Source organism: Pseudomonas sp. LBUM1648 (assembly GCF_059716145.1).
Genome location: NZ_CP166808.1, coordinates 6,358,015 through 6,381,484, shown reverse-complemented (window position 1 = coordinate 6,381,484; position 23,470 = coordinate 6,358,015). Strand labels below are relative to the sequence as shown.

General features: G+C 58.5%; 22 protein-coding genes. 19 read left to right on the top strand and 3 right to left on the bottom strand.

All coding sequences use genetic code 11. From position 1 onward, the window contains the following. Nucleotides 1-4 precede the first annotated feature (4 nt). The 3 genes from ACA043_RS29075 to tssI are packed head-to-tail and all read right to left on the bottom strand — an operon-like array spanning nucleotide 5 to nucleotide 5,112. Entirely contained in the window at nucleotides 5-1,081 is a 1,077-nt protein-coding gene (locus ACA043_RS29075) for a hypothetical protein (RefSeq protein WP_187677308.1), read from the bottom strand. 13 nt (nucleotides 1,082-1,094) lie between these two features. Continuing rightward, nucleotides 1,095-1,763 (bottom strand): DUF2931 family protein, encoded by a 669-nt coding sequence (locus tag ACA043_RS29070; RefSeq protein ID WP_497615639.1) that lies wholly within the window; start codon nucleotides 1,761-1,763, stop codon nucleotides 1,095-1,097. After that, nucleotides 1,756-5,112, bottom strand: a complete 3,357-nt coding sequence (gene tssI / locus ACA043_RS29065) for a type VI secretion system tip protein TssI/VgrG (protein ID WP_497618323.1) — start codon at nucleotides 5,110-5,112, stop codon at nucleotides 1,756-1,758. Before tssI ends, ACA043_RS29070 begins: the two co-directional genes overlap by 8 nt. 714 nt (nucleotides 5,113-5,826) lie before the next feature. Here tssI and tssA point away from each other — a divergent pair. From tssA to tssK, 19 genes are all read left to right on the top strand, one after another. Beyond that, nucleotides 5,827-7,389, top strand: a complete 1,563-nt coding sequence (tssA, locus tag ACA043_RS29060) for a type VI secretion system protein TssA (protein WP_489880212.1) — start codon at nucleotides 5,827-5,829, stop codon at nucleotides 7,387-7,389. Nucleotides 7,390-7,421: 32 nt separating this feature from the next. Beyond that, on the top strand, nucleotides 7,422-7,925 hold the full coding sequence (gene tssB / locus ACA043_RS29055) for a type VI secretion system contractile sheath small subunit (RefSeq protein ID WP_042561805.1): 504 nt from the start codon (nucleotides 7,422-7,424) through the stop codon (nucleotides 7,923-7,925). A gap of 26 nt (nucleotides 7,926-7,951) precedes the next feature. Further along, nucleotides 7,952-9,427, top strand: coding sequence for a type VI secretion system contractile sheath large subunit (gene tssC, locus ACA043_RS29050; protein ID WP_497615637.1), 1,476 nt, complete (start codon nucleotides 7,952-7,954; stop codon nucleotides 9,425-9,427). A gap of 9 nt (nucleotides 9,428-9,436) precedes the next feature. Continuing rightward, on the top strand, nucleotides 9,437-9,844 hold the full coding sequence (gene tssE, locus ACA043_RS29045; RefSeq protein WP_497615636.1) for a type VI secretion system baseplate subunit TssE: 408 nt from the start codon (nucleotides 9,437-9,439) through the stop codon (nucleotides 9,842-9,844). Nucleotides 9,845-9,855: 11 nt separating this feature from the next. Beyond that, the gene (locus ACA043_RS29040) at nucleotides 9,856-10,356 is read left to right on the top strand and encodes a PAAR domain-containing protein (protein ID WP_489880213.1); all 501 of its coding nucleotides are present in this window, start codon (nucleotides 9,856-9,858) and stop codon (nucleotides 10,354-10,356) included. 14 nt (nucleotides 10,357-10,370) lie between these two features. Then, nucleotides 10,371-11,195 carry a hypothetical protein gene (locus ACA043_RS29035; protein WP_187677140.1) on the top strand — a complete coding sequence of 275 codons (825 nt, stop codon included), beginning with the start codon at nucleotides 10,371-10,373 and terminating at the stop codon, nucleotides 11,193-11,195. Beyond that, the gene (locus ACA043_RS29030) at nucleotides 11,185-11,529 is read left to right on the top strand and encodes a hypothetical protein (RefSeq protein ID WP_150694286.1); all 345 of its coding nucleotides are present in this window, start codon (nucleotides 11,185-11,187) and stop codon (nucleotides 11,527-11,529) included. Before ACA043_RS29035 ends, ACA043_RS29030 begins: the two co-directional genes overlap by 11 nt. Before the next feature lie 22 nt (nucleotides 11,530-11,551). Continuing rightward, a complete protein-coding gene (locus tag ACA043_RS29025; RefSeq protein ID WP_489880214.1) occupies nucleotides 11,552-11,959 on the top strand; it encodes a hypothetical protein in 408 nt (135 codons plus the stop codon). A gap of 22 nt (nucleotides 11,960-11,981) precedes the next feature. Next, the gene (locus ACA043_RS29020) at nucleotides 11,982-12,356 is read left to right on the top strand and encodes a hypothetical protein (protein WP_187677139.1); all 375 of its coding nucleotides are present in this window, start codon (nucleotides 11,982-11,984) and stop codon (nucleotides 12,354-12,356) included. Beyond that, nucleotides 12,356-12,772, top strand: coding sequence for a hypothetical protein (locus ACA043_RS29015; protein ID WP_187677138.1), 417 nt, complete (start codon nucleotides 12,356-12,358; stop codon nucleotides 12,770-12,772). Before ACA043_RS29020 ends, ACA043_RS29015 begins: the two co-directional genes overlap by 1 nt. Then, nucleotides 12,765-13,190: a hypothetical protein gene (locus tag ACA043_RS29010; RefSeq protein ID WP_489880216.1), complete on the top strand. Its 426-nt coding sequence runs from the start codon at nucleotides 12,765-12,767 to the stop codon at nucleotides 13,188-13,190. The genes ACA043_RS29015 and ACA043_RS29010 overlap by 8 nt, the downstream gene beginning before the upstream one ends. Before the next feature lie 27 nt (nucleotides 13,191-13,217). Then, entirely contained in the window at nucleotides 13,218-15,005 is a 1,788-nt protein-coding gene (tssF, locus tag ACA043_RS29005; protein WP_187677136.1) for a type VI secretion system baseplate subunit TssF, read from the top strand. Beyond that, on the top strand, nucleotides 14,969-15,976 hold the full coding sequence (gene tssG, locus ACA043_RS29000; protein WP_187677135.1) for a type VI secretion system baseplate subunit TssG: 1,008 nt from the start codon (nucleotides 14,969-14,971) through the stop codon (nucleotides 15,974-15,976). Before tssF ends, tssG begins: the two co-directional genes overlap by 37 nt. 11 nt (nucleotides 15,977-15,987) lie before the next feature. Then, nucleotides 15,988-18,645: a type VI secretion system ATPase TssH gene (tssH, locus tag ACA043_RS28995; RefSeq protein WP_497658342.1), complete on the top strand. Its 2,658-nt coding sequence runs from the start codon at nucleotides 15,988-15,990 to the stop codon at nucleotides 18,643-18,645. 10 nt (nucleotides 18,646-18,655) lie between these two features. Then, entirely contained in the window at nucleotides 18,656-20,176 is a 1,521-nt protein-coding gene (locus ACA043_RS28990; RefSeq protein ID WP_401269843.1) for a sigma-54 interaction domain-containing protein, read from the top strand. Between the two features lie 93 nt (nucleotides 20,177-20,269). Beyond that, nucleotides 20,270-20,410: a hypothetical protein gene (locus tag ACA043_RS28985; protein ID WP_003229566.1), complete on the top strand. Its 141-nt coding sequence runs from the start codon at nucleotides 20,270-20,272 to the stop codon at nucleotides 20,408-20,410. A gap of 18 nt (nucleotides 20,411-20,428) precedes the next feature. Then, nucleotides 20,429-21,625, top strand: a complete 1,197-nt coding sequence (tagH, locus tag ACA043_RS28980; RefSeq protein WP_497658341.1) for a type VI secretion system-associated FHA domain protein TagH — start codon at nucleotides 20,429-20,431, stop codon at nucleotides 21,623-21,625. A 5-nt stretch (nucleotides 21,626-21,630) separates the two neighbouring features. Beyond that, nucleotides 21,631-22,131, top strand: coding sequence for a type VI secretion system lipoprotein TssJ (gene tssJ / locus ACA043_RS28975; protein WP_187677131.1), 501 nt, complete (start codon nucleotides 21,631-21,633; stop codon nucleotides 22,129-22,131). Nucleotides 22,132-22,133: 2 nt separating this feature from the next. Next, nucleotides 22,134-23,465 (top strand): type VI secretion system baseplate subunit TssK, encoded by a 1,332-nt coding sequence (tssK, locus tag ACA043_RS28970; protein ID WP_187677130.1) that lies wholly within the window; start codon nucleotides 22,134-22,136, stop codon nucleotides 23,463-23,465. Nucleotides 23,466-23,470 lie beyond the last annotated feature (5 nt).

The window sequence follows — 23,470 nt, the reverse complement described above, 5'->3', positions numbered from 1 at the left end:
CAGGTTATTTGCGGAAGCAGGCTTTGCCGTTGCCAAAGTCTACGGCCAGGCAGTTTGGCTCGATCGCCAGTTGCAGATCTTTGAACAACACAGAAAGATCGCCGTTGGCAGGGTCAGGATAGGCTTGCCAGTCCAGCGTCGCCCATCGAGTTTCCGGCATGACGGTGAACCACTCGATTTCATCAGGAGAATTTTGTGTATGTAAGCCGATTTTCGCCAATGCTTTATTTGGGGAAAACGGCAGTGTCAGCGTGTTTTGCTGCGAGTCTGTCCAAACCTCCTTCAATGTCGAACCGTCTTCGAATTGCCAATGAACTTCCACTGGACGGATCGCGGGTGGTGAGACCGGATCGAAGTGATAAAACGTCAACCAATAGTTATGGTCAACTCGTTCTCGCTCTTCTGGAGCCAGATAACGGCTGGTGGTCGCCAGATCAAATCCGATTGGTTGTTCGAACGTTAAGGGCTGATTTTTTCGTTTCTTCCAGCCAATGTTGAAGGCTCGGCTATCCCCCGCGACATCGAACCATTGATAGGTTCCACGATTATGATCTGTGCCAAAGCCAATTTTTTTCAGAGTTCTCTGATGATCGTAAGGAAACCAGAGATCTGTTTGTTGATTCGAGTTCAAGAGCAATTGACCCGGTGGACCTGAATTGAACTCGAGACTGACCATCACGGGCTTTAGGGGCGGCGGCGGAGGTTGGTGATCGTACCGTAGCTCTAAAACGTAGCTCTCTTTAGCCAACTCATTTTTTTCTTTTTCGGCATATTCCTTGAGTTCGATCAGAGTTCTCTCGCGTGAAAGATTGTAGGAAAGCTTCTTTGCTGGTTGGGCAGCAGGCTCTTGCTCCAGCATGAGAGTGTTTTCCTCGACATACCAGTTTCCCTTGGCAACACCGCCAGCCGATCCGTAGGCGATACCAGCAGAAAAGGTGCCGTCCTTACGCAACAGCAACTCGGCGGCCATTTCCATGGCGCCAGACAGGTAGTAATGACCGTCCAGTGGCGGGTTGTCTGTGGATGCGTGGGTAACGGGAGGCCACATCAGCGCTGCGAACAACAGCGGTTTCAATTCCATGAGGTAATGCTCCTTACCAGCTCCCGAAGGGAATGCCGAATTTTTCGATGTAGGCTTTAGATACGTCAGTTAGAGGCCGATGTTTACCGCCGGATTTGCTCTCGTAGGGGCCTTTGGGATTGATTATTCCTTGGACGCGGGCAATTTCGACCGCCTTAAAGCAGGGGCCGCCCAGCCAGACCTTTGCTATGCCTCCGGGTGCCAGGCCGATACCAATGTCATTGCGGTAATCGGTGATCCATTTTCCATCAGCCCTGCAGAAAGCTTTTTCCGGCTTACGCATGATTTCCCGAGCCGATTCGGAAATGGTGATGTAAGCCTCATAGGTTTGAGGTTCGGCCAGGGATTGCCATCGTACATAGATCAAGCGGGGCAGGTCGGCGCCGGTGATATCTCGCCCTGCGCCACTTCCGGGGTTTTCTGGCCACCCTGCGGGCGTGCCTTTGTTATCAGCGGGAGCTCTTACCGAAGCAATCCCGGCTCCGGCACGTCGGAATACTCGCTCTCGAATATCCACCACATCGGCGGTTTCAATCCAGACCTCCATGTAGTCCGGTGCTCCAAAGCCAAGGAACCATGGGAGCTTGTCCGCAGCTTGGGAGACGTCTAGTCCGCAGCCGGCCAATAATATGCCTAGAAGGAAGTACATTGTTTTCCTGATAGGTCGAGTGAAGTCATTCATGGGGGTGCACCACTCGTTGGTTGTTCTTGGCTGGTCGGTTGATGAAAACAATATTCAAGTCGCTGCTGTTCAAGCCCTTGGCTGCATTCCAGTGAGCGGAAAGATGTATATAGCGGCTACGTAACAAAGCCCTTTCTTTGATAGTCAGCGCTTCGACAGATGATTTCCCAAGCGCATAAGCTTCAAGCTTGGCGTGGATCGTGATCAATTCCGGAGGAAGGGACAGTCTTGGCTCATTCTCGTCAATCTCTTCGAATGGCACCCCATGTCTGACCGCAAGCTCACGCATGATGCGCAGATACACCAGTGACAGCTCGCCATGTACTGGCCGCTCGATGCTGGCCGCCGCGTAAACCCGCTTTTGGGGATCCGGGCTGGATCTGCCATTTGCTGTTGATTGAGTCACGGCTCTTTCCCAAAATGCCACGCGCAATTGACTGCCTGGGACGTCCTCTTCGATGACGCCTTTTGCATACCAGGCAAATGCTTCTTTCTCGGCAGCAACATAGGCTGCACTGCGGGTCGCGTCCTTGTCTCGGCTGATAGTGCTGGTGATCGGGTTGCTCAGCAGAAGTTTTTCCTTGGCTCTGGGCAAGTAGCCGCCGCCCAGATCCGAGTGAGCGCCGGGTAAAACCAGATCGATGTCGCCCAGGCTGTTGAGTGCAAAGTTCTCGCGATATTCATCCCGCGCAACCAGATGGACTACTTTGTTGGCGCAACCATCAGGCAGCTTTAAATCGAGTCCGGAGTTTCTGCTGTTAGCGCCGGTAAAATCGAACAGCCATGGGTTGGCGATTGCCGCAACGGTGTCAAACAGACCAATGAAATTGATGCTGATGCTCGATTGCGGGCGCCAGTCAAAGGTGCTGGAGAGTGCCGGAGAACCTGCTGGAAGCGCATCTGCGAGAATACTGCGCTCGCCTTTGAGAACCTCATTTGCAAAGTGTCGAGCCGCGGCGGCACCTCGACTGAAGCCGAAAATATCGAACTCGATCTTTTCTATAAGTAGATTGGGATTCTTATCGATCAGTGAGCGCACTTGACCGATAATTTTTTCAGGGCTCTGCTCCACACGAGCTGATACGCCAGTCTCACCTCGGCCTGTCGCTTGTGCGTAAAGTGAGTCACCTGCGTCAGTTGTTGTGCCAATACCTTCGATGTACACGCGCAAAGAGGCGTTTCTCGTTGTCTCCGGCAGTGTTTCGAAGGAGTGGTCCGCATACAGCTCATACAGCCGCACAATATTGCTTACATCATTCCCATAACTGTTGTCCGGCGAACTTCCGTTCCCGTCGTAACCGTAGGTGGCGCAGTGCTGCTGGATCTCTGCAGCCGCTTCTGCGAGATTGGCGTCCGGGGCGTAGCACGCGGCGACCGTCTCGCTGTTGGCCTTGTTGTTCCCGGTTCCATCGAAAAACACGCCGATCCGCAAAGTAATGCCACCCGGCGTTTCATCCTCCAGATCGACTTCCTCCTCCTCTTCTTCGAGTTCTTCCTCGATAAGTGCTTGTGCCGGCGCCGAGGAGGAAACGGGTAATGCGCCCTCCAGCCCAGGCAGTAGCAAATGACTGTCACCGCTGTCGGCTGGCTTGCGGCCCGTTTCAATTTCGACGCTGCTGAAAATACCGCCAGCATCAATCACGAGGTGATGGCCGCCGGCTTTCAGCGTGATGCTGGCGCCGGCATCCAGTACGACGCTGGAACCGGCCTTGAGGTGCACCTGCTGGCCGGCTTCAATGTCGAGGATCTTGCCGACACGTGTGTGGCTGTTGCCGTTGATGGTTTCGCGGCGTTCGTTGTCGACTTCCAGTTGAAGGCTGTTGCCGATTTCCTGAACCATGTCGCGTTGCGCGCGCAAGTAGATCAACTCTTGCCCGGCGCGATCTTCGATCGCCAGTTCGTTGTAGCCGCCTGTATTGGGCGAACTGTGGCTGCGCAGTACGGTTCTGGTTTTGTGCTCGGGCAAGGCGTAGGGCGGCTGCGTGACTTTGTTGGCGACGCAGCCGGTGATCAGTGGTTTATCCGGATCGCCCTCCAGAAAGGTCACCACGACTTCCATGCCGATGCGTGGGAGGGTCACCGTACCGAAATGATCTCCGGCCCAACCCGTCGCCACGCGTACCCAGCAACTGCTGCGCTCATTGTCCAGCTCAGCGCGATCCCACGGAAACTCAATTTTCACGCGCCCGAATTCGTCGCAATAGATCTCTTCGCTCGCTGGCCCGGTGACTCGCGCGGTCTGGGCCACCAGCAGTGGTCGACGTGGGGGCAGCGGTGGGCGGTAAATCACTTCGGCGGGAATCGCGCTGAAGGTATTTCGATAGCCTTGGGTAAAACCATCGGTGGCTTTGGCGTCACTGGTGACCGATTCTTCGAGCACTTGTGGCTGTCGGCCGAGGTGGGACACGCTGAGCAACAGCCACAAGTCGTTGCACTGTTGGCGTGTGTGCTCGGTCAGATCGAACAGGTGGCCGCAGCGCAGGTTCGGCTGATCGCTTTTACCTTCGCCCCGTTCATAGTCGCTGCGATGCCGTTCCAGCGCCTGACGGGCAAGTTGCTTGGCGTGCTTTTCATTATCCAGCACCAAGGGGTAACGATAGTCCTCCAGCACCGGAGTGAACTCGGCGCTGAAGCGGCTTTCGAGCAACAGGCTCGGACGCTTGAGGTCATAGTCGCGGCGGGTGGTCGTACTGGTCCGGGTGCTGGTCCGAACGCTGAACCGGCTGACTACCGGATGTTCCGTGGCCATGCCGGAATCTTGCTGATAGGGTGTTGCGCGAAGTCTGGGCAGGAATACCTGATCATCGGTGAACACCAGCAGATGCCCATCCGCCGAGTGCTGATGATGCCAGGCGATACCGTCCTCGGCGCATAACCTTTGGATGAATTCCAGATCATTTTCCGCGTACTGGACGCAGTATTCGCGTGGCACGCTGGAGCTGACATGGAAGTTAAATGCATCGGCCTGAATGCCATGTCCCTTGAGCACCTGCGCGATGATCTGTGGCACCGTGCGTTGCTGAAAGATTCGCTGATCGTGACTGAACTGCAAGTAATACAGCGCTGGGACAAGCGTCAGCTCATAGCGAGTCAGGCGTTTTCCAGACTCGGCTGCCATCACATCTTCAATGCGTCCGTGAATGCCTTCGTTATTCAAGCCGAACTGCAGAAACGCCGGGAGACTGAGCAGGCTCTCCAAATCGATCCCGGGTCGCTCGCTGACCAGTTCGATTCGGATGGAGTAAAGCTGACTCATGGCTTCGGTGCCGTTGAAGGAAAGCACTTTGAAATCGTGGCGAACAGCGGGGATTTGCAGAGTAAATAATGCGCAATTGCTCAAACTGACCATGCGCTTGTCCTTAAGCAGAATGATTCGAAGCGTGGCGTCTGATCGTCCGTGATCAGCCACGCGAGAAAGTTTGCCAAGGCACGCTAGCTGCGCAGGAAATAAATTGATGTAGGAAGTATCTCTGACATTTGTAAGGGCATTCTTGGTTGAAACGAGTTGCACGGATTGCAGGAAAAGACTGTAGGACTCCACCTCGATAATTATTGAGTTAGCATCAACATCCAGTACTTCGGGCTTCAAGAAGTTTCAAAAGTATGAAATGCCATCAAATTGATGGCACTTTTATTGGTGGCTGTTGTCGCGGGTAATTTGATAATAGAAGGCAGTGAATTTTCGGAAGAATCCTACTTTTATTTTTTTCAAGTCTTGTCATGATTGCCGCCGTGCAATGGGACGAGCTTTCGAGAAAAAGCGTTCTGGTTCCGCCGGATGCTCTGGATCAACGGTTTGGCAGGCGCGGTTCAAATGCGAAGCATATAAAACGGCATCAGGGAAACCCCTGCCACATATAGGGCGATCTCTTACAAGCGCCAATGAACACTTCGTCTTGTTGTTTGATCAGATGCTTGCTAGTGGCCATCATAGTGATTACGATGCGCCAACTTGAAAGAGCACTCACTCAATTGGATGAGTCGCGTCACTGCTCTTCGATACTGTCCCGCGCCGTTGCAACTCCAAAAGGCGCCTGACTGTAATCCTAATTAAAGGCCATGGATGTCCTACTCAAGCAAACTTTCCGCCCATTACCTCGAACTCGCTAAAGTCTCTGTTTCCAAAGAGAATTTTGCGGGCGAAGACGTTCGTTTTTCGAGCGAATTCGAGGCGCTGGAAAGCGAGCTGGCCAAAGCCTCGTCGATGCACGAAAGCGGGCAGATCGACTGGCTGAAAATTCGCGAAAACAGCGAAAACCTCCTGCGTACCCAATCCAAGGATTTGCGTGTCGGCGCCTGGCTGACCTGGTCGCTGTACCAGCGTGAATCCTTCCCCGGGCTGCTGGCCGGTCTTGGATTGCTGCACCATCTGTCGGAAAACAACTGGGCCGACGTTCACCCGCTCAAACCCCGCACCCGTGCTGCCGCCATTGGCTGGCTGGTGCCGCGTCTTGAGCAGGTCATCACCGAAAACATCGCGATCAAAGAGCAGTTACCGATGTTCCGGCAGCTCTCCGAGCATCTGGCTGGCCTCGACGCTGCCTGCACCGAACATCTGGGTGATGACGCGCCGCTGCTGCTGCCGCTCTCCCGTCGCCTGAAAACCATGATCCAGCGCGCTTCCGACAACCAGCCGGCACCCGGGGTAGTGGGCGCGGCGGTGGCGCAGGTCAAGCAGGCCGCGAGCCAGTTGCTCACCCCCGGCGCACCGATCGACAACGAAAAAGACGCCCACAAGGCACTGCGCGCCCAGCAGGAAAGCGCGCGGCCGCTGTGCGCCTGGTGGCTCAAGCAGAAAGCCACCGACCTGCGCGCCCTGCGCCTGAATCGCACGCTGCTGTGGATGACCATCGACGCGGTACCCGAACGCAACGCCGAGCAGATCACCGTGCTGCGCGGTCTGCCGGTCGACAAGCTCAAGCAATATCAGGATCGCTTCGATCAGGGCAAATACGCGGATCTGCTGGTGGAACTGGAGGCGAGCCTGGCGAAGGCGCCGTTCTGGTTCGATGGCCAGCGAATGGTCTGGGAGTGTCTCCAGAACCTCAACGCCGAGTTGGCAATGCGCGAAGTGGAAATCCACTTCGCGCTTTTGGTTCAGCGCCTGCCCGGCATCATCGAATGTCGTTTCCATGACGGCGCGCCGTTTGCCGATCCGTCCACCCGGGCGTGGATCGCCGGCAATGTCATGCCGCACCTGCAAAGCGCCAGCGCGCCGCGCAAGGCCGAAACCGAAGATGTTCAGACGCAGCCAGCCTGGGAAAAGGCCCTCGAAGAAGTCTTGCCGCTTCTGCGCAAGGAAGGCCTCAAGCCTGCCGTGCAGATCCTCAAGCAAGGGCTGCAGTCGGCCCACGGTGGACGCGAGCGCTTTTTCTGGCAGTTCGCGCTCGCCCGCCTGTGTTTCATGGCCAAGAAATACGAACTGGCCAAGAACCAGCTCGAAACACTCGATCAGACATTACAGGACTCAGGCCTGCACGCCTGGGAGCCCGATCTTGCATTGGAAGTGCTGCACCTGCTGCACAGTTGCTGCGAGTTGTTGCCGCAGAACCATGCAGTGCGTGAACGCAAGGAAGAGATTTATCGCAGGCTGTGCCACCTCGATCTCGAAGTGGTACTCGAATAGGCCCCAGGGCCACAACCGCAAGGAGAAAAGCCATGGCCAAAGAAGGCTCGGTAGCCCCCAAGGAACGCATCAACGTCACCTTCAAACCCGCCACCGGCGGTGCTCAGGAAGAGATTGAACTGCCGCTGAAACTGCTGGCAATCGGTGACTACACCCACCGCAAGGACGAGCGCAAGATCGAAGATCGCAAGCCGATCAGCATCGACAAGATGACCTTCGACGAAGTGCTGGCCAAGCAAGAGCTTAGCCTGACGATGAACGTGCCGAACCGTCTGCAGGAAGAAGGCAGCACTGAAGAGTTGGGCGTGCAACTGCGCGTCAATTCGATGAAGGACTTCAACCCGGCCAGCCTGGTCGAGCAAGTGCCTGAGCTGAAAAAGCTGATGGAACTGCGTGACGCGCTGGTAGCCCTCAAAGGCCCGCTGGGTAACGCACCTGCTTTCCGTAAAGCCATCGAAGGCGTGCTCGCCGACGACGAATCCCGCGGTCGCGTACTCGGTGAGCTGGGCCTGAACGCCGCAGCCACCGACGCCTGAACCCAGCAGCCAAGGAAGCCAACACAATGAGCACTAGTGCAGCACAAGAGAAAGGCGCCGCGAGCGGCGAGTACAGCATTCTCGACAGCATCATCGCCGAAACCCGCCTGACGCCGGACGACGAAGCCTACGACATCGCCAAGCGCGGTGTGTCGGCCTTCATCGAAGAGCTGCTCAAGCCGCAGAACAACGGTGAACCGGTCAAGAAAGCCATGGTTGACCGCATGATCGCCGAGATCGATGCCAAGCTCAGCCGTCAGATGGACGAAATCCTGCACCACCCGGACTTCCAGTCGCTGGAATCGGCATGGCGTGGTTTGCAGTTGCTGGTCGATCGCACCAACTTCCGCGAAAACATCAAGATTGAAATCCTCAACGTCTCCAAAGACGACCTGCTGGACGATTTCGAAGATTCGCCGGAAGTCATGCAGTCGGGCCTGTACAAGCACATCTACACCGCTGAATACGGCCAGTTCGGTGGTCAGCCGGTTGGCGCGATCATTGCCAACTACTACATGTCCCCAAGCTCGCCGGACGTGAAACTGATGCAGTACGTTTCCAGCGTAGCCTGCATGTCCCACGCGCCGTTCATCGCTGCGGCCGGTCCGAAGTTCTTCGGTCTGGAAAGCTTCACCGGCCTGCCGGATCTGAAAGATCTGAAAGACCACTTCGAAGGCCCGCAATTCGCCAAATGGCAGAGCTTCCGTACCTCGGAAGACTCCCGCTACGTTGGCCTGACTGTGCCACGTTTCCTGCTGCGTAACCCGTACGACCCGGAAGAAAACCCGGTCAAATCGTTCGTGTACAAGGAAACCGTTGCCAACAGCCACGAGCACTACCTGTGGGGCAACACTGCCTACGCGTTCGGCACCAAGCTGACCGACAGCTTCGCCAAATTCCGCTGGTGCCCGAACATCATCGGCCCACAGAGCGGTGGCGCGGTTGAAGATCTGCCGCTGCACCACTTCGAAAGCATGGGCGAAATCGAAACCAAGATTCCTACCGAAGTATTGGTTTCCGACCGTCGTGAATACGAACTGGCCGAGGAAGGCTTCATCTCCCTGACCATGCGTAAAGGCTCCGACAACGCGGCGTTCTTCTCCGCAAGCTCGGTGCAGAAGCCGAAGTTCTTCGGCATCAGCGCAGAAGGCAAGGCAGCAGAGCTGAACTACAAGCTCGGCACCCAACTGCCGTACATGATGATCGTCAACCGCCTGGCTCACTACTTGAAAGTGCTGCAGCGCGAGCAACTCGGTTCGTGGAAAGAACGTACCGACCTCGAGCTGGAACTCAACAAGTGGATCCGCCAGTACGTGGCCGACCAGGAAAACCCGAGCGCCGAAGTACGTGGCCGTCGTCCGCTGCGCGCTGCGCAAATCATCGTCAGCGACGTTGAAGGCGAGCCGGGCTGGTACCGCGTGAGCTTGAACGTGCGTCCGCACTTCAAGTACATGGGTGCCGATTTCACCCTGTCGCTGGTTGGCAAGCTGGACAAAGAGTAAGAGCGACTCATGGACGGATACGGCAGCCTTTTCGAACGTCTCAATGGCGACGCGGAAAAACGCAAGGGCAGGAGCCTCGAGGTTTCTGCCATGGCGTCAGTCGCTGCCCATCTGGCCAAAATGCTCAGCACCCGGGCCGGCAGCGTGCAAACGCTGTCCGACTACGGGTTGCCCGATCTCAATGACATGCGTCTGAGCCTGCACGACTCCCTGAGTCAGGCCCGCCTGGCCATCGAAAGCTTCATCGAAGCCTACGAGCCGCGCCTGAGCAACGTGCGTGTCATTTCCCTGCCGCGTGACCACGATCAGCTTCGCCTGGCCTTCAGTATCGAAGGGCTTCTGGAAGTTGAAGGTTTCAAGCGTCAGGTCAGTTTTTCCGCGCGCCTGGATGGCAGCGGACAAGTGAAGGTCAACTAAGGAGAACCCCGATGTCTGGCAAACCCGCAGCACGCGTATCCGACCCCACCGCTTGCCCACTTCCAGGCCACGGTACCAACCCGATCGCCGCCGGTTCCGGCGACGTGTTCTTCGACGGCCTCGCGGCCGCCCGCCAAGGCGATGCCTCGGCGTGTGGTGGTGCGATGTCGGGAGGTTTGGCGACCACTGTGTTGATCAACGGCAAGCCTGCCGCCACTGTTGATTCGGTGGGTACGCATGGCAACAAGGTCACGGCAGGTTCCGGGACGGTGATTATCGGGAATTCGCATTCGCCAGCGTCATTTGTGCCTCCGTTGCCTTTGATCATTCCGGGCTTTGATGCTCAGTTCCAGCTCAAGAACGGTCTGGGCAATCCGCTTGCCGATACTAAATACCTACTCCGTCGAGCGGATGGTTCTCTCGAAAGTGGAATCACCAATGAGTTGGGCCTGACTCATCGCGTGAAGGCCCATACAGCTTCCGAAAAAATCGAAGTTTTTATTGAGAGCTGAGGGAGTACTCGTTCATGGCCGAGGCTGAAAAAATCAACAAGGATGGGCAGGAATATGTGCCAGCTGGCGCGGCCGCGAGCACAAAAACCTCTGAGGTTGCGCCGGTAGAGTTGCAGGTTTGCCGCTGTAACGGAAAAGAAGTCACAACGCTGGCTGGCTACGACAGCATCCCGAGCTATACCGGCGAGCTGCCTTCTCCGTTGCAAATTATGTGGTACGTGCCAAAAACCAAGGAAATGCTTAAGGCAAGTTTCTCTGATACAGAAATTCGTGTCTGGATAAAGCAGGCGGCTGAATATTATGGCGTCCCGCATATTTTGCTGGCGGTTATTCTGCAGCAGGAGAATGGACCTAAGGGCAGTAAATTTCTTCAATCCATGCAATTCGGCGAACGGTCGCTGACCACTCTGCTGGCGATTGTTGACAACTTGGCTTTCGATGCCGTCCCGGACAAGTTGGCCGGTGGCTCCAGCGGCTTTGCCAATATGAGTAGGGCAACATTGCAGAAGTCCGTTCAATACACAGAGAACTATTACTGCAAGAAACCATTGCCCGAAGACGTTCAGTACCGGATTTTCGGGTGGAACCAAGACACGCGAATCCCGGGTGATGACTGGAAGGCGGACCTCTACTATTGCGCCGGCCATCTACGTGAACTGGTTGACCGGGCTACCGGGACTCGCTGTCACTCCGGGGTGCTGTCCGCAGACCAGTTGAAAAAGGTGATTGCTTCCTACAACGGTTCGGGGCCGCTTGCCGAAAAGTATTCAACCGATGCTATGACGTTGTTAGACGCAGCGAAAGCAGGTACGGCGTGGTTGTATTTTTATGAAAGATAAACTCTCGACGTCTACCACTCTTGCGCTTGCTGCCGGCATTTTGGCTGTGGGGGTTGTCGTGTGGACAAATATTTTCTCCAATTCGCTGATGCTGTTAATGGACGGCGTTAATTTTATTCCTGCGGAATCTTCAATCCTCGCATTTGAACCTTATGAGATAAATCAAGGGTCGTCTTCTTATTGGATCTACGGTCAGGATGGGGAAAATTATTATTATTTTTCTTATGACGCGGCTGCGCCTTACATTTTTATTTCCAAAGCAAATGTTTGTCAGGGGTTTGATCGTCTGAATTTCAAAACATGGTGCAGTGCGAAACAAGGTACGAAGAAATGATCAGCGAGGCATCGATCTGCTCATGAAACAGTCAAGGATGATTTCGATGTCGGGCGGGGCAGTGTTTTTCACGTTTTTCATCCCAGTGACTACCTACGCCGCTCAGCAGGTCTACAGCAATAATGTTTTCCTGCTGAACACCTGTGGCGTGCCTCTGGAATTGTCCGTGGTGCATGACTCCAACTATGACGATAAAGCCCGCCGCTTGGTGTTGAATCCAAATCAGCGCAGAACTATCGCCAACTACAGATCGTTCGGCGAGGACGTAGCCGGTCAGATCAGCGACCAGTACAGCCTGTCGATTAAGAGCTCGACGGGGACCAAAACCATCGACGCGCAGACGTTGCGAAAGGCTGTCGCAAGCACCGAAAGAACTGAAGAAAAAGCTGTTCGTTCATGGGTCATTACTGATGGGGCGTTCTGTCCATGACGCACATGTTCGGGTCGGCTCAATGAAACTCAGAGCCTGGCAATGTCTTGTCGCTTTTCTCAGCTCGGTTGGTTTGCTGGTGATTCTGGTCGGCTTCGCGCTGCTGTTGCGAATGGAAAGCTCGACCAAACCAAAGCTGTTCGCTCATCCCAACGCGTTGTGGGTTGGCGCCGAGGATGGCGGGGTATTCGTTGAAGTTACCAGGAACGAGGCGCCGGACTATTACGTCGAGATTCGCCACGAGAGTGGCGGAGTGTGGACTGAGGGCTGGGTTCGATACGGCACGCGGGACAGCTACCCATTGAGCGCTGCAGCCATTGGCGGCTATGACGGCGTCGAGCTCTATGTGTATTCGGGGATGGCGATCACGCCGAAAAAGCAGGGAGTGGCGCAGTGATGAATATCTATGCGCGTCTTGCACTCTGTCTGGCGATCCACGCGGCGGGATGTGTGGCCTACGTGTTTCTGAATAACGCAGTGGTTGTGGCCTACAAGGCTTTCAACGGCGGATTCACCACCCGTGGCGTGGCGATTGGCATCGCCCACTACATGTTCATCTACATATTTTTTGGCATAAACGCGCTGGCCGCGATCATCCCGAACCTGTGGGCCAAGCTCGGTCTGCTCGCTCTGATGGTTGCCTGGATTCTGTTCATGATGGTGCCTGACTACCCGCTACGTGCGCTGTTCTACACCGTGGCCCAAGGCGGAGTCACGTTGTTGGCGATTCTGCTCACGCAGGTCATTGAACTGCGTTGGGAGAGGCTTGCGCTGATGCGACAGACGTCGCCTGCGAGTCCTGCTCATGCTTAGCCGTGCGCAACTGAGCTTCTTCATGGCCGCCTTGTGGTGGCCATTGCTGGCGGTGTTGGCGATCAGTTCCTATGGCCTGTGGAATGGCGAGTACTCAACACCCGAGTCGTCCGGGATTTATTGGCAGTACCTGTTGTGGTGGGGAGTTCCCGGGTTTCTGGGTTTTTCGCTGTGGATGTCCCGATCGGCGCAGAGCCGCAACGAGCAACAGGCACTGCGGATGGTTTGGTGGGCGCCGGTGAAGTTCATCCCGTTCTACGCCGTGCCATGGATGCTGTATGGCTTGTTCAGTCTGCTCGTCGGGCCGTCCAGTGACGCTTACATGGCGTACGGCTGGATCTCGATTGTGCCGTTTCTCCTGATTGGCGGTTACGTCAGTGCCGGCGTGACGGTCGCGGTCTACAGGATATTTTTTTGATGAGTTCCACTACCAGGCAGGTAACCCGTGTCCTTTAACCACTACTACCAAAGCGAACTCACCGCACTGCGCCAACTCGGTCGCCGTTTCGCCGAGCGTAGTCCGGCGTTGGCGCCGTATCTGGGCCAGGCCGGGCGGGATCCGGATGTGGAGCGGTTGCTGGAAGGCTTTGCGTTTCTGACCGGGCGGCTGCGCCAGAAACTCGATGACGAGTTGCCGGAGCTCAGCCATTCCCTGATGCAATTGCTGTGGCCGAACTACATGCGCCCGCTGCCGGCGTTCAGCATTTTGCAGTTCGATCCGCTCAAGCGTTCGGGTCCGGCGCTGGTGGTCGAGCGCGATACGCCGGTGGAAAGCAAGCCGATCGAAGACGTGCGCTGCCGCTTCCGCACCTGCTACCCGACCGAAGTATTGCCGCTGGATCTGGCAGCGCTGAATTACTCGGTGAAGGGCGACGGTTCTTTGCTCAGCCTGCGTCTGGAAATGAGCGCCGACGGCCACCTCGGCGAGTTGGAGCTGAGCAAACTGCGCCTGCACTTTGCCGGTGAGCGCTATATCAGCCAGATGCTCTACCTGAGCCTGCTGCGCAACCTCGAAGGCATCGAGCTGATCCCGCTCGACGGCGCCGGCAAGCCGATTGATGGCGTCAGCGGCAAACCGATGGCGTTCAAGATTCCCGGTGACCGGGTCAAACCGGTGGGCTTTGCCGAAGAAGAAGCGCTGATTCCGTATCCGCTGAACACCTTCCGGGGCTATCGCTACCTGCAGGAATACTTCGCCTTTCAGGACAAGTTCCTGTTCGTCGACGTCAACGGTCTGGACATTCTCAAGGCACTGCCGGAAGACACCCTCAAGCAGATGCGCGGCCTGGAGTTGCGCTTTGATATCCGCAAGAGCGGGATCATGCGCATGCGTCCGACCCTGGACAACGTGAAGCTGTTCTGCACGCCGATTGCCAACCTGTTCGCGCACGACGCATTGCCGATTCGCCTCGACGGCAAGCAGGACGAATACCTGCTGCTGCCAGCGGAATACGATCTGGAAAACTGCGGCGTGTTCTCGGTGGAAACCGTGACCGGCTGGAAGCCCGGCGGCCTCGGTTATCAGGAGTACGTGCCGTTCGAATCCTTCGAGCACGACCCGAGTTTCGACGTGCCCAACAGCCGTCCGCATTACAGCATTCGACAGCGTTCGTCCTTGCTGCACGACGGCCTCGACACTTACCTGAGCTTCGGCATTCGCCACACCGAAGCCCATGAAACCCTGTCGATCGAGCTGATGTGCACCAACCAGAATTTGCCGCGCAAGCTCAAGCTCGGCGACATCTGCATGGCCTGCGAAGAGACCCCGGAGTTCCTTAGTTTCCGCAACATCACCCCGGCCACATCGAGTTTTGCGCCGCCGCTGAACCGTGACTTCCTGTGGAAGCTGATCAGCAACATGTCGCTTAACTATCTGTCGCTGGCCGACGTCAATGCGTTGAAGGTGATTCTGGAAACCTACGACCTGCCGCGCTACTACGACCAGCACGCGGAGAAGGTCAGCAAGCGCCTGCTCGGCGGCCTCAAACACATCAAGCACCACCACGTCGATCGGTTGCACCGTGGCCTGCCGGTGCGCGGTTTGCGCACCGAACTGACCATCGACCCGGAAGGGTATATCGGCGAAGGCGACCTGTTCGTTTTCGCTTCGGTTCTTAACGAGTTTTTCGCGCTTTACGCCAGTCTCAATTCATTCCATGAGCTGCGGGTAAAAAGCACACAGGGAGAGGTGTACCAATGGACACCACGTATGGGTCTGCAACCCCTGCTTTAAGCGGGTTGACCCGGGTAATACGCGAATACTCGCTGTTTCAGGCCGTGCTGCTGGTGATCGACCGGCTGCGCGAGGCACACCCGCACCTGAGCGAAGACGATTTGTACGATCACGTCGAGTTCCAGGCCAACCCGAGCCTCGGATTCCCGCGCAGCGATGTCGATCGCGTGGAGTTTTTTGAAGAGCACGGGCAGATGCGCGCGCGCATGCGGTTCAACCTGATCGGGCTGGTCGGTTCCGGCTCGCCGCTGCCGGCGTTCTACGGCGAGCAGGCACTGGGCGACAGCGAAGACGGCAACCCGACGCGCAATTTCCTCGACCTGTTCCACCATCGCCTGCAACGGCTAATGCTGCCGATCTGGCGCAAGTACCGCTACCGCGCGAGTTTCCAGAGCGGCGCGATCGACCCGTTCTCGTCGCAGCTGTTCGCGCTGATCGGTCTGGGCGGCGACGAGATCCGCAAGGCCAAGGAACTCAACTGGAAACGCCTGCTGCCGTACCTCGGCCTGCTCAGCTTGCGGGCGCACTCGGCGGCGCTGATCGAAGCCGTGCTGCGTTACTACTTCAAGCACGAAGACCTGGTCATCGAGCAGTGCATCGAGCGCCGCGTGGAAATTCTCGAAGAGCAGCGCAATCGTTTGGGGCGTGCCAACAGCATGCTCGGCGAAGACCTGGTGCTCGGCGAACACGTGCGCGACCGCAGCGGCAAATTCCGCATTCACATCACCCAACTCGACTGGCAGCGATTCCATGAATTCCTGCCGATCGGCTTCGGTTACCAGCCGCTCTGCGCGCTGGTGCGGTTCACCCTGCGTGACCCGCTCGATTACGACATTCGCCTGGTTTTGCGCCAGGAAGAAATCCGCGAACTGCGCATTGGTGAGCAGAACGCCTGTCGCCTCGGTTGGACCAGTTGGCTGGGCCGCGAGAAAGCGGACGGCGTGGTGACCCTGGGCAGCAAAATTCATTAAGGACGTGAGCCATGATCAACGTAGACCTGCAACAACTCATCCAGGCGCTGGACGCCGAAACCCGTCGTGACCTGGAGCGTTCGGCCGAGCGTTGCGTTGCCCGTGGCGGCAGCAAGATCCTCGTCGAAGACTTGATGCTCGGCCTGCTGGAGCGTCCAAACGGCTTGCTCGCACGCGCGTTGCAAGATGCTGACGTCGATGCCGGTGAGCTGAGTGCCGCGCTGCAATCGCGCGTTGAACACAGCGCTTCGCGCAACCCGGTGTTCGCCCCGGAACTGGTGCAATGGCTGCAAGACGCCCTGTTGGTGGCCAACCTCGAACTGGGCCAGACCCAGGTCGAAGACGCCGCGCTGATCCTCGCCCTGCTGCGTAACCCGATGCGTTATGCCGGCAGCCGTTATCAGCCGCTGCTCGCCAAGCTGAACATCGATCGCCTGAAAGAATTTGCTCTGTCGCAACAGGAGCAACCGGCGGCCAACGGCAAACCGGCCGCGCAGGGCGAATCGCTGTTGCAGCGTTTCACCCACAACCTGACCCAACAGGCCCGTGACGGCAAACTCGACCCGGTGCTGTGCCGCGACGGCGCGATCCGTCAGATGGTCGATATCCTTGCCCGTCGCCGCAAAAACAACCCGATCGTGGTTGGTGAGGCCGGTGTCGGTAAAACCGCCATCGTCGAAGGCCTGGCCTCGCGCATTGCCGCCGGTGAAGTGCCGCAAGTGCTCAAAGGCGTTGAGCTGCTGTCGCTGGACATGGGCCTGTTGCAGGCTGGCGCCAGCGTCAAAGGCGAATTCGAACGCCGTCTCAAAGGCGTGATCGACGAGGTCAAAGCCTCGCCGAAGCCGATCATTCTGTTCATCGACGAAGCCCACACCCTGATCGGCGCGGGCGGCAATGCCGGTGGTTCCGACGCGGCCAACCTGCTGAAACCGGCACTGGCTCGGGGTGAGCTGCGCACCATCGCCGCGACCACTTGGGCCGAGTACAAAAAATACTTCGAGAAAGACCCGGCGCTGGCCCGTCGTTTCCAGCCAGTTCAACTGCACGAACCAACCGTCAGCGAAGCGGTGACCATCCTCCGTGGTCTGGCTCAGGTCTACGAGAAGAGCCACGGCATCTACCTGCGTGATGACGCGGTGGTGTCTGCCGCCGAGCTGTCCGCGCGTTATCTGGCCGGTCGGCAACTGCCGGACAAAGCCGTCGACGTCCTCGACACTGCGTGCGCCCGCGTGCGCATCAGCCTCGCCGCCGCCCCGGAAAGCCTTGAGCGCCTGCGTGGCGAACTGGCCGAAGGTGGCCGTCAGCGTCAGGCCCTGCGCCGCGATGCCGAAGCCGGTCTGCTGATCGACCACGAAGCGCTGGAGGCACTGGAAGCGCGCCTGGACGAAGCCGAAAACGAAATGGTCGCACTGGAAAGCCTGTGGACTGAGCAGAAGCAACTGGCCGAGCGTCTGTTGGAGCTGCGTCAGCAACTGGCCAAGGCCCGCGAAGCCGCCGCCGTCGAGCCGACCGTCAACGTTGAGGAAGACGCTGAAGGCACCGTGATCGAAACCATCGTTGCCGAGGTCGAGGACGGCCAAAGCGTTGAAGCGCTGGAAGCCCAGCTCAACGAAACCCACAGTGCTCTGACCGCCGCGCAAGTCAAAGAGCGTCTGGTCAGCTTCGAAGTCTGCCCGCGTCTGGTGGCTGAAGTGATCAGCGCCTGGACTGGCGTGCCATTGGCGCAACTGGCCCGTGAGCACAACGCCAAAGTCGCCAGTTTCGCCACCGACCTGCGCACGCGCATCCGTGGTCAGGAACAAGCCGTACACGCCCTGGATCGCTCGATGCGCGCCACCGCCGCCGGCCTGAACAAGCCTGATGCACCGGTCGGCGTGTTCCTGCTGGTTGGCCCGAGCGGCGTCGGCAAGACCGAAACCGCACTGGCACTCGCCGATCTGCTGTACGGCGGTGATCGTTTCATCACCACCATCAACATGTCCGAGTTCCAGGAGAAGCACACCGTCTCGCGCTTGATCGGTGCACCGCCGGGCTACGTCGGTTACGGCGAGGGTGGCATGCTTACCGAAGCGGTGCGCCAGAAACCGTACTCGGTGGTGCTACTCGATGAAGTCGAAAAGGCTGATCCGGACGTGCTCAACCTGTTCTACCAAATCTTCGACAAAGGCGTGGCCAACGACGGCGAAGGGCGTGAGATCGACTTCCGCAACACGTTGATCCTGATGACCTCGAACCTCGGTAGCGACAAGATCAGCGACCTCTGCGAAGACGGCGCTCGGCCGACCGCCGAACTGCTCGAAGAAACCATTCGCCCGGTACTCAGCAAACACTTCAAACCAGCGCTGCTGGCGCGGATGAAAGTAGTGCCGTACTACCCGGTCGGTGGCCCGGTATTGCGCGAGCTGATCGAGATCAAACTCGGTCGTCTCGGCGAGCGCCTCAACCGTCGTCAGCTGGATTTCAGTTGGTGCCAGAACCTCGTCGATCACCTGTCCGAGCGTTGCACGCAAAGCGACAGCGGTGCGCGTCTGATCGACCACCTGCTCGACCAGCACGTGCTGCCGCTGGTGGCGGATCGTCTGCTCGACGCGATGGCCACCGGCGAAAGCCTCAAGCGTGTGCATGCCACGCTCGACGGCAACGCCAGCGTGATGTGCGAGTTCGCCTGAGGTGGGCGTGATGTTCACTCAAGTGCCGCAGCCGCTGGTCTATGCCGAAGCGTTGCTGGCGCAGTTCGCCAGTCTGTCGCGGGCGGCGGACGGTGCTGCGTTGCTGGGTGAATTCGTGCGTGGGTTGGCCGAGTTGAGTGGCTGCGAATTGACGCAGCTGTATCTGCTCGACGCCACCCACACGTGCCTCGGGATGAACGCCGAGTACCTCGACGGTGCGTTGCAACCGCGTCAGGCCGCGAGCCTGCCGGCGGATTACAACGGTGAGCAACTGTTGCAATTCGCCCTGTGCCAGAACCGCGTGGTGTGCCTCGACGACCTCAGTGGCAGCCTGCACGAAACCAGTTTCCTGCCCGCCGCGACGGCGCCGTGGCAGTCGCTGTTGTGCGTGCCGCTGGTCAATCAGCACAAGGCTGTCGAAGGCTTGCTGCTGTGTGCCAGTCGTCATCGCACCGACCTGCAGGGCTTTGCTGATTCGCTCGGCCAGCTCGGCTCGTTTGTGCTCGGGCAATTGCATTTGCTGCAACGCCTGCGTCAGCCGCTGGATGTAATGGAGCCGGCACTGCGCAGTGTGCCGAGCATCAGCGGTTACGGGTTGATCGGCAAAAGCGCGGCGATGCGCCAGACCTACTCGCTGATCAGCAAAGTCCTGCACAGCCCGTACACCGTGCTGTTGCGCGGCGAGACCGGTACCGGCAAGGAAGTCGTGGCGCGGGCGATTCATGATTGCGGCCCGCGTCGTTCCCAGGCGTTCATCGTGCAGAACTGCGCGGCGTTCCCGGAAAATCTGCTGGAAAGCGAACTGTTCGGTTATCGCAAAGGTGCCTTCACCGGTGCCGACCGCGACCGCGCCGGGCTGTTCGACGCGGCCAATGGCGGCACGCTGTTGCTCGACGAAATTGGTGACATGCCGCTGTCGTTGCAGGCCAAGATCCTGCGCGTGTTGCAGGAGGGCGAGATCCGTCCGCTGGGTTCCAACGACACGCACAAGATCGACGTGCGCATCATCGCCGCGACGCACCGCGATCTGTCGGTGCTGGTCAGCGAAGGTAAATTCCGCGAGGACTTGTACTACCGCCTCGCGCAATTCCCGATCGAACTGCCGGCCCTGCGCCAGCGCGAAGGCGACATCCTCGATCTGGCTCGGCACTTCGCCGAAAAGACCTGCACCTTCTTGCAGCGTGATCCGGTGCGCTGGTCGGACGGGGCGCTTGAGCACCTGTGCGGTTACACCTTCCCCGGCAACGTTCGCGAACTCAAGGCGCTGGTCGAACGCGCGGTGCTGTTGTGCGAGGGCGGCGAGTTGCTCGCCGAGCATTTTTCCCTGCGCATGGAGCCGATGCCTGAAGACAGCAGCGGTCTGAATCTGCGCGAACGCCTGGAACAGGTCGAGCGCACTTTACTGCTCGATTGCCTGCGCAAAAACGACGGCAACCAGACCCTCGCCGCCCGCGAACTGGGCCTGCCCCGGCGCACGCTGCTGTACCGCCTCGGGCGGTTGAACATCAATCTGGGAGATTTCGATGGGTAGGCCAAAATCATCGATTTCCCCGCAAAAAAACAATTTCAGCGCCGCCCGCAAGGGTCGGCGCTTTGTGCTTTGTCTACCCCTGGAGACCCTCTGATGTCTGTTCGTCACTGGCACGCTGTCCTGCTGACCCTCGTCGTTCTATGCGGCCTTGGCGGCTGTAGCGGCAATTACAAATTCAACGACAACGACTATCGCCCGTTGGGTGATCCGCAAGCGGTCAATCGCGGCAAGTGACCGCAAGGAGCATCAAACATGGAATTGGTTTTCGAAATGCTGAACACCAAGCAGTTCGTGCCCACCGAGTTGTGCCAGAAGACCTTCAAACAGGCCGGCGGCGTGATCGGGCGGGGCGAGGACTGCGACTGGATCATCCCTGACCGCAAGCGTCATCTGTCCAATCATCACGCGATTGTCAGCTACCGCGAAGGCACGTTTTTCCTGACCGACACCAGCAGCAATGGTGTTCAGGACGGCACAAGCGGCGCACGCCTGCACAAGGGCGAGCCGATGCGCATCGAGCACGGCAGCACCTACGTGCTGGGTGACTTCGAGATTCGCGCGCGACTGGTGCGTGACCCGGCAACCTTCGACGGTGAAGTCGGCCGTCCACGCGCCGCTGGCAGCATCATCCCCGACGACGCGTTCCTCGATCTCGATCCGCTTAACGCCCTCGAACAGCAAGAGCGCGTCTACTCGGAAATCGACGAACTGCTGGCGCCGAACACCAAGCCTGAAGACTCCCGTCAGCGTGCCGACTATGCGCGCATCGATATGGAAAGCCTGATGGTGCCGGAACTGATCGCCGCGCCTGCCGAACCTGAGCCTGCTCCGGCGCCTAAAGCCGTCGAGCGTCAGAGCGAAGGTTTCTGGGATCACTTCGGTGCTGCGCTGGGCGTGGATGTCAAAGGCCTCAGTCATGACGAACGCGAAGCCCTGGCACTGAACGCCGCGCGTCTGCTGCGTCAGAGCATCGGCGGTTTGCAGCAGAGCCTGCGTACACGTTCGGAGCTGAAGAACGAGCTGCGTCTGGCCCAGACCACCGTGCAAGGCACCAACAAGAACCCGCTGAAATTCGCCGTCGATCCGAGCGAAGCACTGCAGATTCTGTTGCAGCCGAGCAAGCCCGGGCATCTGCCGGCCGAGCAAGCCATCTCGCGCGCGTTCCGTGACTTGCAGGCGCATCAGGTGGCTTTGCTGACCGCCAGCCGCGCCGCCGTACGCGGCACGCTGGAGCACTTCTCGCCGGAGCAACTGACCCTGCGTTTCGAGCGCGACAGCAAGCCGCTGATCGCCACGTCCGGCGGGCGCTGGAGAGCGTTCGGCCGTTATCACCAGGCGCTGCGTCAGGACGATGACTGGAGCGAGCGTCTGCTGGCCCGCGACTTCGCTCAGGCCTACGAAGAACAGATCCGCCTGATCTCCACCCTCCACACCGACCACCAAGGATGATGCGCATGTCTCGCCGCTCGACCGCTTTTTTCAAGACGCTGACTGCGCTTACCGTGCTGGTGCTGCTCGCCGGTTGCTCGTCGCTGTCGCCGTACTCGAAAGTGACCAAGGTCAACCTGAAACTGACCGGCAGCGATCAGTTGAACCCGGATCTCAACGGCCGTCCTTCGCCGATCGTGGTGCGCCTGTTCGAACTCAAGCACCCGGTGACCTTCGAGAACGCTGACTTCTTCAGCCTCTACGAGCGCGCCAAGGAATCCCTCAACCCGGATCTGGTGGCCAGCGAAGAACTCGAACTGCGCCCGGGGGAAACCGTGGAGCTGAAACTCAGCGTGGAGGAGGGCAGCCGTTACGTCGGCATCCTCGCCGCCTACCGCGACCTGCCGGAAACCAAATGGCGCTACACGGTGCAGATCACTCCGCTGGAACTCACCGACGCCGATTTGACCCTTGATCAGGCCGGTATCCGCAACACCCACGAAGTGCTTGCCAAGGCGGATGACTGAACATGAATACCCACAAAGTCATTTGGCAGGAAGGCATGTTGCTGCGTCCGCAGCACTTCCAGCACAACGATCGCTACTTCGATCACCAGATGAAAACCCGCACCCAATTGCTGGGTGGCTACACCTGGGGTTTCCTCAATCTGGAGATCGACTTGCAGTTCCTCAACATGGGCAAACTGGTGATCAGTGAAGCCTCGGGGATTCTGCCGGACGGCAGCCTGTTCGAACTCGGTGGCAACACCGAACCGCTGGCGCTGGACGTGCCGCCGAACACCGGCAACACACCGATCTACCTGGCACTGCCGCTGGTCACCGGCAACCACATCGAGGCGCGCCGTCCGGAGCAGTCCGACGTGCTCGCGCGTTACACCGCGTACGACGCCGAAGTGGCCGACTCCAACGCCGGCGACGATTCCGCCAGCCAGGTCAGCTGCGGTCGCCCGGATTTCAAACTGTTGCTCGGCGAGCAGCAGAGCGATCAGGCCTACGTGAAGCTGAAGATCTGCGACGTGCTCGACACCACGCCCGACGGCGTGATCAGCCTCGATCCGGACTTCGTGCCGACCTACATTCAGGCCCACGCCTCCAGCTACTTGCTGTCGTGCCTGAAAGAAGTCATCAGCATGCTCAGCCACCGTGGCGACACCATTGCCGAGCGGATTCGCTCCAACGGCAAGGTCGGCGGTGCGGAAGTCGGCGACTTCATGATGCTGCAACTGATCAACCGCACCGAACTGCTGCTGCGCCACTATCTGGGTCTGGAGCAGGTGCACCCGGAAGAGTTGTATCGCACGCTGCTGACCATGCTCGGCGATCTGGCGACCTTCTCCGGCGAGAGCAAACGCCCGCGTCTGGACAGCCGCTACTCCCACGCCGACCAGGGCGCGAGCTTCCGCAAACTGATGGAAGCGATTCGTCAGGTGCTGTCGATGGTGCTTGAACAGCACGCCATCGAACTGATCCTGCAAGCACGTCAGTACGGCATCATCGTGTCGCCGTTGCACGACCACAAACTGCTCGGCTCGGCTTCGTTCGTGCTGGCGGCCAGTGCCAACTGCGACTCCGAAGAACTGCGCCACCGCTTGCCGGCGCACCTCAAGGTCGGCCCGGTGGAGCGCATCCGCCAACTGGTCAACCTGCACTTGCCGGGGATCAAGGTCAAACCGTTGCCGGTGGCCCCGCGGCAGATCGCGTTCCACTCCAACAAAACCTATTTCATCCTCGAACTCAGTTCCGAAGACCTGGCACAACTCGAGCGCTCCGGCGGCTTCGCGTTCCACGTGTCCGGCGAATTCGCCGAGCTTGAACTGAAATTCTGGGCCATCAGGAACTGACCGAC